The sequence below is a fragment of the Streptomyces sp. NPDC059718 genome (assembly GCF_042733315.1).
Classification (GTDB): domain Bacteria; phylum Actinomycetota; class Actinomycetes; order Streptomycetales; family Streptomycetaceae; genus Actinacidiphila.
In genome coordinates, this window is the sequence record NZ_JBHWGA010000027.1 from 130,927 (window position 1) to 141,466 (window position 10,540).

Sequence of the window (10,540 nt, forward strand, 5' to 3'; positions counted from 1 at the left end):
TGACACTTCTGACATGCGGCGATACTCTGGAGGTATGGATCGCCTGGAGACGCGTGAGCTGGAGTACTTCGTGGCCGTGGCCGAGGAGCTGCACTTCAGCCGTGCGGCGGAGCGTCTGGGCATCGCGCAGCCGCCGCTGTCGCGGGCGATCGCACGCCTGGAGCGCCGCATGGGGGTCCGGCTGCTGGAGCGGACCAGCCGCCGCGTCGCGCTCACCCCCGCGGGCGAGGTCTTCCTGGACGAGTGCCGGCGGCTGCTGGGGGAGCTGGAAGGGGCCGTGGAGCGCGCCCTGCGGGCGGCCGCACCGGCCCCGCTCACCCTGGCGGTACGGCCCGGTACGGGTTCGGGCCTGCTGGCGGAGCTGGTCAGGTCGTACGAGGGCGTCGCCCCGGAGCTCGTCTTCACCTACGACCGGGTCGGCGCCCTGCGCGACGGTACGGCCGACGTGGCGCTGCTGTGCGTCGGCAGCGACGACCTGACCGGCCTCGGGACGGCCGACGTGGCGGAGGAACTGCCCGTCGCGCTGCTGCCGCGCGGGCACCGGCTCGCCGCCCGCCGTGAGGTGACCACCGCCGAGCTGCGCGAGGATCCCGCCTTCCGGGAGGAGTGCCCGCGGGTGGGTCTCGACGAGATCGTCGACCGGGTGGCGCTCGGCCGGCTGGTCACCGTCGTCGGCTCGGCCGCCGCGGACCGGCTGACCCGGGACGTGGTCGCGGTCGCGGTGGCGGACCTGCCCGCGACGACGCTGGCGCTGGCCTGGCCCCGGCAGACCGGGCGCCCGGAGGTCGCCGCCTTCGCCCGTACCGCGCGGAGCATGGCGGGCGGTCGCGGGGCGGGGGACCGGCCGGCGTGACATTCGTCGCACGGGGTCCGGTGGACAGGGGTGCCCCAATGTTGTTTATTCTTCAACCAGTGAAGCGCGGCCCGCCCCCACGGGCCGCGGTGTCCCTGGACCGCGCAACCCCGAATCGCGGGGAAGGTCCTCCCTGAAAGGAACCACCTTGTCGATCAAGCTCGCGATCGTCTACTACTCCTCCACCGGCACCATCACCGAGATCGCGAAGGAGATGGCCGAGACCGCGGAGAAGGCCGGCGCCGAGGTCCGCCTGCTCAAGGCCGCGGAGCTCGCCCCGCAGGCGGCGATCGACTCCAACCCCGCCTGGGCCGCCAACCACGCCGCCACCGCCGACGTCCCCGTGGCCACCCCCGCCGACGTCGAGTGGGCCGACGCCGTGATCTTCGGCACCCCCACCCGCTTCGGCAACATGTCCTCGCAGCTCAAGCAGTTCATCGACACCCTCGGTGGCCTGTGGGCGCAGGGCAAGCTGGCCGACAAGGTCTACAGCGGCTTCGTCTCCACCGCCACCTCCCACGGCGGCCAGGAGTCGACCCTCCTCGCCCTCTACAACTCCATCCACCACTTCGGCGGCATCGTCGTGACCCCCGGTTACACCGACCCCGCCAAGTTCGTCGACGGCAACCCCTACGGCACCTCCCACGTGGACGCCCAGGGCAACAACCCCGTCAACGACACCACCCGCACCGCCGCCCGCATCCAGACCGAGCGCGTCATCAAGCTCACCGCCGCCCTGAACCGCGGCCTCGCGGGCTGACCCCGAGCCGACGGCGCACCCGCTGAGACGGACGTTCACGGGTGCGCCGTCCCTCCACTCGGCGGCGCCTCCTCCTGTCGTGCCGGAGGCGCCGCCGACCCGTACCCGTGCCCCGTACCCGTGCCGCGTCAGGCGCAGGGGTTGCTGAGGTACACCCATCCCAGCGGATCCCACCGCAGGCGGCGCACCTCGACACCGTCGATCTCCGCGTCGTCCTCACGCGCAGCACGGGAGCGGGGGAGCGAGACCCGCGCCAGGGCGATCGCCACCGCGTCCTCGGCGTCGTCCGCCTCGCCGACGACGAAGAACTGCCGGCCGACGGAGCCCCGGGGCGTACGGAAGCGGAAGCCCACGAACCACCGGTCCTGACCCGCGCAGCCGCCGTCCCCGCGGACGTCGGCGGGCGTCCCGTGACGGTCTCCGGTGCTGGACATGGCGGGTTTCCCTGCTCCTCGGCTGCTGACGTTCATCGGCATGCGTCGCGTCGCCGGTGGGCGACGAGACTTCACGGTGACACGGCGGGAGCCCGGTGAAAAGGGGACAAAGTCCTCCCCCCATCCAGGGAATAGCCCGCCGCCCGCCGGAGGGGCCTCGGCCCCGGGCCGCGTGCCGGGGCCGGACAGGTGCTCCCGGAAGAAGGGAACGGCCTCGGCGACCGCGCGGTCGACGTACTCCGGCACGTCGTAGAAGTCCATGTGGGTGCCGCCCCCGACCACCACGAGCCGCTTCGGGCCACGCAGCCGGGTTCCCCCTCCCACGAGGCCCTCCGGCTGCCGGCCGGCTGGACCGCGACCGAACAGGGCAGCGCCGGAACCCGTTCCATGGAGCCCTCGCCCTCGGGGGGAGCGGCCCGGGCAGGGGTGACGGGGGTCCGCCGGACTCAGCGGCCGTCCGTGGGCGTCCCGACCGGCTGCTGGGCCCACACCGTCTTGCCCCGGGCCCGGTAGCGGACGCCCCACTGGTCGGCGAGGCCCGCGATGATGAACAGCCCCCGGCCGTTCTCGTCGACGGTGCGCGCGTGCTTCACGTGCGGGGCGCCGGGGCCGGTGTCGCTGACCTCGCAGGTCAGCATCTGCTCGAGGACCAGGCGCAGTCGCAGGGGCGGAGTGCCGTAACGCACCGCGTTGCCGACGAACTCGCTGACGATGAGCTCGGTGGTGAACGCCGTCTCCTCCGCCACGCCCCAGGCCGCCAGCTGCCGCCGGGCCGCCGCGCGGGCGATCGGTGCGGCCTCGGCGCCGGGCGGCAGCGCGCAGGTCAGCACCCGGTCCGCGGGCAGCGCCCGCGTACGGGCGAGCAGCAGCACCGATTCTTCGCCCGCGTCCGTGCCGGTGAACGCGGACCCGATGGCGTCGCGCACCTCCGGCAGGGGCCGGGCGCCCGCGCCGTCCAGCAGCGGCCGCAGCGGCGCGGACGGCGCCAGGACCCGCTCCGCGAACGAGGTCGTCGCCATCGCCAGGGTGCTCCCCGCGGGGAGGCCGACGGTGGTCGCGGGGAAAGGGGCGTTGTCCTGGCCGCTGAGCAGGGGACCCGCGGGGACGGCCAGGGTGGCCGAGGTGCCGTCCGGGCGGACGACGACCGGCTCCGGCAGGCCTGCCCGGGCGACGGTGCAGGTGAGTTCCACCGGGTCGCACACGGCGATGGCGCAGCCGATGTCGATCGGTTCGAAGTCCAGTTGCGGCAGCGCGGCGGACGCGGCGGCGAGACGGGCGGCGGTCTCGCTCAGCCGGGCCAGCAGCTCGTCCGGGGGCAGGTCCAGGGCGGCGAGGGTGTGGAGGGCCGTCCGGACCAGCCCCATCGTGATGGCCGCGACGATCCCCGGCCCGGCCACGTCCCCGACGACCAGCGCGGTCCGCGCGCCGGGCAGCGGGATCGCGTCGGACCAGGCCCCGCCGCCCTCCGCACCGGGCTGGTGCAGCCGGGAGACCTCCACGGTGGGCCGTCCGGCGGGCTGCCCGGGGAGCAACCGGCGCTGGAGGGTCGAGGCGATGATCCACTCGCGCATGTACTGCCGGGCGTTCTCGATGCAGAGGGCGGCGTGCGCGCACACGGCGGAGGCCACTGCCAGGTCGTCCTCGTCGAAGGGCTCCCGGTCCTGTTCGCGGTAGAAGCTGACCACGCCCAGGGCCTGGCCGCGCAGCGTCAGCGGGGCCACGATCAGGGAGTGCGCGCCGGCTCCCAGGATGGCGTCCGTCCGTGCCGGGTCGGTGGCCAGCCATGCGGCGTGCTCGTCGATCGGCACCAGGCGCGCCCTGGCGTCGGACAGGACGTCCGTGAACGGGGTCCCGGGCGGCAGGGGACGCACCTCGCCGACCGGGTACGCCGACAGGCGGCCCCGGAACGCGGCCCGCCGCAGGGGAACGTCCTGGTGCACCGGCACCTTCGGGGGTTCCTCCCCGCGGACCACCTCGTCGACCATCTCGACGACGGCCGTGTCGGCGAAGGCGGGCACGACCGCGTCCACCAGTTCCCGGGAGACGAGCCCCACGTTGGGCACGTGCCCGACCCGTGCGCGGACCTGTTCCAGGAGGTCCAGGCGGCCCCGCGCCCTCTCCCGGTCGGTGACGTCGACCGCGGACGCCACCAGCCCGAGCGCGTCGCCCCGGGAGTCCTCCAGGCGGAAGTAGCAGACGGAGCGGATGCGGTACCCGCGGCGGTCCGGCGACCCGGGGCCGTGGACGAGCCGGTTCAGGACCGGTTCCCCGCTCTCCAGGACCTGCCGCGCCACGCCGGCCTCCACCTCGGGGCCGTCGAGGTCGTACACCTCGGTGAACTGCCGGCCCAGCGGGCTCCCCGCCCGCGCGCCACCTGCCGCGGTGACGCCGGCGCTCATCCGGATCACGCGCAACTGCCGGTCGAGGACGAGCAGTTCCATGGGGGAGTCGGTGAAGACGGCCTTCAGGATCGCCACGTCCTGCTCCGACAGGGCCGTGTCCACCGCCGCGCGCACCCGCCACAGCACCGAGGTGCCGCGCAGCACCGGCTCGACCCGCACCGCGACGCCGCCGGGGAATCCGGCGCGCGGACGCCCGGCGCCCGCGGCGATCCCGTGCAGGAGCGCGCCCAGGGACCGGCCGACGGCCTCCTCCGCGGCGCACCCGAACAGCTCCTCGGCCGGACGTCCCCACCCGACCACCCGGCCGTCCTCGTCGACGAGGAGCAGCACGTCACCGCTGGGCATGGACCACGCACCTCCGGCTCCATCCCTGCCCGCCCCGTCCCGGCGGCAGGCCCGCCCACGCGACAGCTCCGCCGATCGGCTCAGCCCGTACCGCCGCCGGACACGGCACGGCCCTTCCGGGCGGCGCTCCCCGGTACGGGACGCGCCCGGAAGGGCCGGGTGCCGGCGCTCAGCCGCGGCGTACCGTGATCGTCCGCTCGGTCGTCACGCCGTTGACGGTCACGCGGAGCACCGCGGTGCCGCTGCGCAGCCCCCTGACCGTCGAGGTGGCCGGGTCGTAGGCGATGACGGGCGCCCCGTCGTGGTGCCCGTGCCCGTGCCCGTCTCCGTCGGCGCCCGCCACGTCGACGCGGCTGCCGGACCATGCGGCGCCGACCGGCCAGGCCACCGGGACGGTACGGGTACCGTCCTGGGTGACCGTCGCCGAGGCGTGGCCCACGCCGCCGACGGTGAGCGTCGCCGGGGCGACCATGTCCACCGCGTCGGTGCGGGCGTGCACCTCGGCGCGCAGCCAGGTCCCGGAGTCACCGGAGGGGACGTCGAAGGGGTCGGTGACCCGGCCGTGGCGCGGGTCGATGCCCAGCATCGTCCAGCCGGTGAAGCCGCCGTTGTCGGGCGTGCTCGCGGGATTCTTGCCGGAGTTGCCGTTCACCAGGTAGGGGACGCCGTCGATCCGCGTCGCGGAGAAGGCGCCGACGTGGCCGGCGACGAACGCGGCGGACTTGTGGCCCTCGGCCCGGAAGCCGGCGAGCCACTGCTCGACCAGGGCGGCCTCCTTGCGGTCGCCGAGCTGGCTGGCCTTGTCCGGCAGCGGGTCCGCGGTCGGGTGGTGCTCGAACACCACGACACCGCTGACGGAACGGTCGGCGGCCGCGTCGCGGAGCTGGTCGTGCAGCATCTGGAGCTGGGCGAAGCCGCCGCCGCGCAGGGTGCCGCTGGAGGAGTCCAGGGTGATGAAGCGGGTGCCCTCGACGTCGAAGACCGACGTCGTGTCACCGAAGGCGGCCTTGAAGTTGGAGGTGTTCCCGGGGCCCATCACCTCGTGGTTGCCCGGCACGTAGTGCCACGGGACGGTGCCCTTGGTGCGGGCGTCGAACTCGTCGAGCAGCGTGCGGGCGAGCGCGAAGTCGGCCGGGGAGCCCTCGTCGACGAGGTCGCCGTTGATGACCAGCAGATCGGGCTTGGCCGCGGCGATCTCCTCCAGGGTCCGGCGGGCCGCGGCGACCAGCGGGCTGCCGGGGTCACGGGCGACGAACTGGGCGTCGGACATGACGGCCACGCGCAGCGGACGGCCGTCGACGGTGCCGTTGGTCACGACCACCGGGTCCTCGACCTTCGGCCGCACCGGCAGCTCCACGTCGGGGGCGACCTTGACCCGCAGGTCGCTGACGGTGACCTCGCCGGTGTAGGAGCGGGCGGCGCTGGTCTCCAGCAGCCGGACGCGCTGGAACGTCAGCGGGTAGGGCGTGCCCACGGGCACGGGGAACTCGACCTTGCGCCAGCCGGTCCAGGTGATGGTGGGGCCGTCCAGGTTGGCGGTCACACCGGCGGCCGTGCGGTACTGCAGGCGCGGCCACTCGCCGTTGCCGTCGCCGTTGATCCACATGGTGACGGCCTGCGGCTGGCCGGGCAGCTGGATCTGCTGCGGCGGCACGGCGTACTGGCCGCGGGTGGCCGTCGACCGGGTGAAGTCGTAGGTCAGCTTCAGGCCGGGGGCGCCGTCGTGGCCCTCGGCCGGGGTGACGGAGCCGCCGGGGGCCCGGTCGTTCGCGGAGGTCCAGGAGGCCGCGTCCGACAGGTCCGCGAACGACTTCTCGGCCAGGCCCACGGTGACGGCGACGTCGGTGGTCAGCTTCCCGACCGTCAGGTGCAAGGTGGTGGACGCGCCGTCGGTCAGACCGCGCACGGTGAAGGTCGCGTCGTCCGCGGGCAGCACCGAGACGACCCCGTCGCCGCCGGTGACCTCGACGTCGGACGCGTCGATCGGGGCGGAGTCGCCGAGCGCGTCGTAGCCGGTGACGGTCAGCCGGGCGGTGTCGTCCAGGCCGTCGAGGGCCACCAGGCTGCTGCCCGGGGCGATCCGCACCGCGGGGGCGAGCACGGTCAGCTCCGCCGAACCCGTGGCGCGGTGACCGGAGGAGGCCTCCACCCGGGCGGTGCCCGAGCGCTTGCCGGTGACGACGGCGGATCCTTCGTGCCCGGAGCGGACGGTCACCCTGCCGTCGCTCCGCCACCGCACCCGTCCGGCCGGCACCGGCGCGTACGTCTCGTCGTGGGCGAGCGCCCGCACGGTGCGGTGCAGACCGGGGAAGACCTTCTCCGAGCCGTCCGCGGTGAGCGCGGGCTGCACGCGGAAGCCGCGGACCGCGCCCGAGCCGGGCGCGGCGAACAGGCCGAGGCCGTTGGCGACCTGCCGCTCCGAACCGTCCGACGGGCTGTTGACCAGGCCCGTCGTGCTCTCGCCCGGCAGCCGGGCGGCCATGGTGGTGGAACCGCCGCCGTCCATGTTCAGGGCGTTCCGGGCGCCGAGGCCCTTCATGAAGGCGCCGAGTTCGTTGAGGTCCATGCCGCGGCTGTCGGTCTGCTTGCCGTCGACGGCGACCAGGTACATGGTGCGGCCGTCGGCGGAGAAGCCGACGCTGGTGCGGGAGGTGGCGGTGACGGTGTCGCCGTCCGTGTAGTGCTTGACCGTGCCGTCCGCGACGAGGACCTGGCCGCCGCCCACCGCGACCGCCACGTCGCCGAAGTCGGCGCGCGGCTTGTAGGCGACGGTGACGGCGTCGCCCGGCGCGAGCCCGGCGAGCGCGTCGGCGCCCGCCTCCCGGCCGAGCAGCACGCTGGTGCCCGCGGGGATCGGGCCGCTGCTGACGGACGTGTGCACCTCGGTGACCTTGCCGTCGCGCAGCCGGACCTCGGTGACCCGGTCCGCACCGCTGACCGGCTTGGTGCGCGGGGAGACCCCCCACTGGTCGGTGAAGAGCCCGATCCCGCCGGTCGCCAGGACGGGGGAGTTGACCCCGGACAGTTTCAGGTGCTCCGTCCCGCCGACCGTGACGTCGCCCTCCAGGAACACCTGGGCGAGCCGGCCGAGACCGTCCGTGCCGATGGCGACGGTCTGGTTGCGGCCCTCGGTGGGCGAGTTGACCAGGCCGCCCTCGCGCGACACCGCCGCGCCGACCGGGGCCTCGGTGTCGTTCATGTCGAAGTAGTCGCCGTTGACGGCGGCGACGGCGCCGGTGCGCCGGGCCTGCTCGGTCACCCGGGACTTCCCGGTGACCGTGCCGGAGGATATGTGGTCCACGCTGAGCCGGTCCTCGGCGAGGTCCGCGACGAGCACCTGCCCCCGGACCCAGCCGTCGGCCTCGAAACGGTCGAAGCGGGTCAGGTTCAGCCCGGGCGCGATCGGCGTGCGGGTCTCACGGGTGACGATCGACTCGCCGGGGGTGCTCGGGATGAGTCCGTGGCCGGAGCTGCCCGGCTTCGTCGCGCCCGCGGGCGCCGACACGAGCTGTTCGGGCGCGAACGCCTGGGCGGTCGTCATCATCCCGGCGCCGATGCTGAGCGCGGTGGCCAGGGCGAGCACGGCGGCACCACGTCGTGCCGCGGAACGCGGGCTCGGGACGGCGGGCTGGAGGGGGAACGGCACTTGCTGACTTCTTTCCCTGTTGGGGTGGTGGTCGCCGTTCAGTTGATGTGCCGTCGGTGTCGCAGCGCCGATAAACGGGTGGTCATCCGGAATGTGCAAGGTGAACATCCGTCACCACCGGTCCTGTGAGCAGCGGCGACGCCCTTGGGTGCCGGCCTGGGGGTCAGCCCGCGGGGGTGAGGTACGTCCAGGTCTCCACGAGCCGGAAGCCCAGGGACTCGTACAGGGGGCGGGACATGGGGGAGTTCTGCGTGAACGCGTGGCGGGCCCCCGACGCGACGGCGTCGCGGAGCCGGGCCGTCACCAGCGTGCGGTAGTGGCCGTTGCCCCGGTGCCGCGGCGGTACCGAACCGTTGAACATCCCCACGTGGTCGCCGACCAGGACGTTGAACCCGGTCGCGACGGCCTCGCCGTCCACGTCGAGGGTGAACGCGGTCATGCCGGGGGCGTCGAGCAGCGCCGGGAGGGCGAACGCGTCCGCGACCTCCCCGGGCATGCCGAACCCCGCCGCGAGCGCGGCGGAGTACCGCCCGGCCTCCGCACCGGTGAGCGTGCGCACCGTGCCGCCCCCGGGCGGCGCGGCGGGCAGATCGGCGAGCGACGCGGCGTCCCACGCCAGCAGGGGGAGCCTGGTGCCGGCCGTACGGCCGAACCGCGCCGCCAGCGCCGTCAGTTCCGGATCGGCCTCGCCGCGGACCTGGATGCTCCAGGGCAGGCCCGTCGCCGACAGCTCCTCGGCGAGGGCCTCCGTCTCCCGCAGATCCCGTTCGTGACCCGTGGACACCGTGTTGAGGAGGGCGACCGGCAGGCCGGTGCACACCAGCCGCCCGCCCTTCGGGCCGCGCCGCGTGAAGGCGCCGGGCAGGAGGTCCGTCAGCCGCTCCATGGCCCCGTGCAGGGCGTCCACCGCGGCATTGCTGATCGTCTCGGTCACGCCGCGGAGGATACCCGGCCCGCCCGTACGGCTACGCCGCCGCCCGAGCCTTGGACGCGAGCACGCCCCCGCGGCGGCGCGGTGAGGGGACGTTCACGAGGAGGGCGGCGACGAGGGCGCGCTTGCGGCCCACGAGGTCCCCGATGCGTCCGCCGAGGAGCAGCAGTCCGCCGAAGGCGAGCGTGCAGGCGGTCACGACCCACTGCCGGCTGCCGTCGGTGAGCCCGAGGTCGCGCTGGGCCGACGGCAGGGCGATGCTCACGATCGTGGCGTCGAGGACGACCATGAGCTGCGCCGGCGCGATCACGCCCAGGGCCCACCACCGCCGGGCGTCGCGCTCCGCCGGGGGTTCCTGCCGCGGGGTTGTCACAGCCGGTGTGGTCATCTCGGTCTTCCTCACGGATGTCGACGAGGGCGCGGACGCGTCACGGGCAGATTGCCAAGTGCTTGACGGGTCAAGTATATCCTGAGGGTGCCGGGCCGGTGTCCGTGGCGGACATGGTGACGTCACCGCCTTGACAGGTTACGAAGTGCTGGGCCATGCTCGTCACCAGTCAAAGCGGTGACGATTTCAGAACTGGGAGAACCCGATGGACCTGAAGCTCGAGGTTGTGGTGCTGCCCGTGTCCGATGTGGACCGGGCCAAGGACTTCTACGCGGCGCTGGGCTTCCGGCTGGACGTCGATTACGTCGGCGACGACGGCTTCCGCGTCGTCCACTTCACCCCGGAGGGATCCGGGGCCTCGATCCTCTTCGGCGACGGCGTCACCACGGCCGCCCCGGGCACCGTGCAGGGCCTCCACCTGATCGTCGAGGACATCGTGGCGGCCCGCGCCGAACTGGCGGCACGTGGCGTCGACATCAGCGAGGTGTTCCACGACGCGGGCGGCGTCTTCCACCACGCCGGCGAGACCGGCCGGGTCGCGGGCCCGCACCCGGCGCGCGCCAGCTACGGCTCCTTCGCGACCTTCACGGACCCGGACGGCAACGGCTGGGCACTCCAGGAGGTCACCGAGCGCCTGCCGGGGCGCTGACCCCGTCCTCCCTCCTCGACGACCTCCCGTCCTGGGGGGGGCCCCCGCCCCCCCGCCCCCCCCCCGCCCCCCGAGGCCGCGCCGCTGATGTACTTCCGGGGCCGCTACCGGCACCTCGGCTGAGGAGCCCGG

7 protein-coding genes and 1 pseudogene are annotated in these 10,540 nt (G+C 74.3%); 3 read left to right on the top strand and 5 right to left on the bottom strand.

Translation table 11 applies throughout. The annotated features are described in order from the left end of the window. Window positions 1-34 precede the first annotated feature (34 nt). Window positions 35-853, top strand: coding sequence for a LysR family transcriptional regulator (locus tag ACFV3E_RS28220; protein ID WP_500537209.1), 819 nt, complete (start codon window positions 35-37; stop codon window positions 851-853). Between the two features lie 148 nt (window positions 854-1,001). Continuing rightward, entirely contained in the window at window positions 1,002-1,613 is a 612-nt protein-coding gene (wrbA, locus tag ACFV3E_RS28225; protein ID WP_499516111.1) for an NADPH-dependent FMN reductase family protein, read from the top strand. 128 nt (window positions 1,614-1,741) lie between these two features. Here wrbA and ACFV3E_RS28230 read toward each other — a convergent pair whose 3' ends face one another. From ACFV3E_RS28230 to ACFV3E_RS28250, 5 genes and pseudogenes are all read right to left on the bottom strand, one after another. Then, on the bottom strand, window positions 1,742-2,047 hold the full coding sequence (locus ACFV3E_RS28230; RefSeq protein ID WP_500537210.1) for a hypothetical protein: 306 nt from the start codon (window positions 2,045-2,047) through the stop codon (window positions 1,742-1,744). A gap of 446 nt (window positions 2,048-2,493) precedes the next feature. Further along, entirely contained in the window at window positions 2,494-4,794 is a 2,301-nt protein-coding gene (locus tag ACFV3E_RS28235; RefSeq protein ID WP_500537211.1) for a SpoIIE family protein phosphatase, read from the bottom strand. Between the two features lie 169 nt (window positions 4,795-4,963). Next, on the bottom strand, window positions 4,964-8,440 hold the full coding sequence (locus tag ACFV3E_RS28240; protein ID WP_500537212.1) for a phosphodiester glycosidase family protein: 3,477 nt from the start codon (window positions 8,438-8,440) through the stop codon (window positions 4,964-4,966). 163 nt (window positions 8,441-8,603) lie between these two features. Further along, window positions 8,604-9,374: a GNAT family N-acetyltransferase gene (locus tag ACFV3E_RS28245; protein ID WP_500537213.1), complete on the bottom strand. Its 771-nt coding sequence runs from the start codon at window positions 9,372-9,374 to the stop codon at window positions 8,604-8,606. 97 nt (window positions 9,375-9,471) lie between these two features. Further along, window positions 9,472-9,759, bottom strand: a pseudogene (locus ACFV3E_RS28250) (MFS transporter); the annotation flags it as partial. Between the two features lie 205 nt (window positions 9,760-9,964). On the opposite strand from ACFV3E_RS28250, the gene ACFV3E_RS28255 reads away from it, so the two are divergent. Further along, a complete protein-coding gene (locus ACFV3E_RS28255; RefSeq protein WP_500537214.1) occupies window positions 9,965-10,408 on the top strand; it encodes a VOC family protein in 444 nt (147 codons plus the stop codon). The last annotated feature ends 132 nt before the right edge of the window (window positions 10,409-10,540 follow it).

Bases quoted from the DNA above. Each gene is read 5' to 3' on its own strand.
- ACFV3E_RS28220 (WP_500537209.1), top strand. From the start codon at position 35: ATGGATCGCCTGGAGACGCGTGAGCTGGAGTACTTCGTGGCCGTGGCC.
- ACFV3E_RS28255 (WP_500537214.1), top strand. From the start codon at position 9,965: ATGGACCTGAAGCTCGAGGTTGTGGTGCTGCCCGTGTCCGATGTGGAC.
- ACFV3E_RS28230 (WP_500537210.1), bottom strand. From the start codon at position 2,047: ATGTCCAGCACCGGAGACCGTCACGGGACGCCCGCCGACGTCCGCGGG.
- ACFV3E_RS28235 (WP_500537211.1), bottom strand. From the start codon at position 4,794: ATGCCCAGCGGTGACGTGCTGCTCCTCGTCGACGAGGACGGCCGGGTG.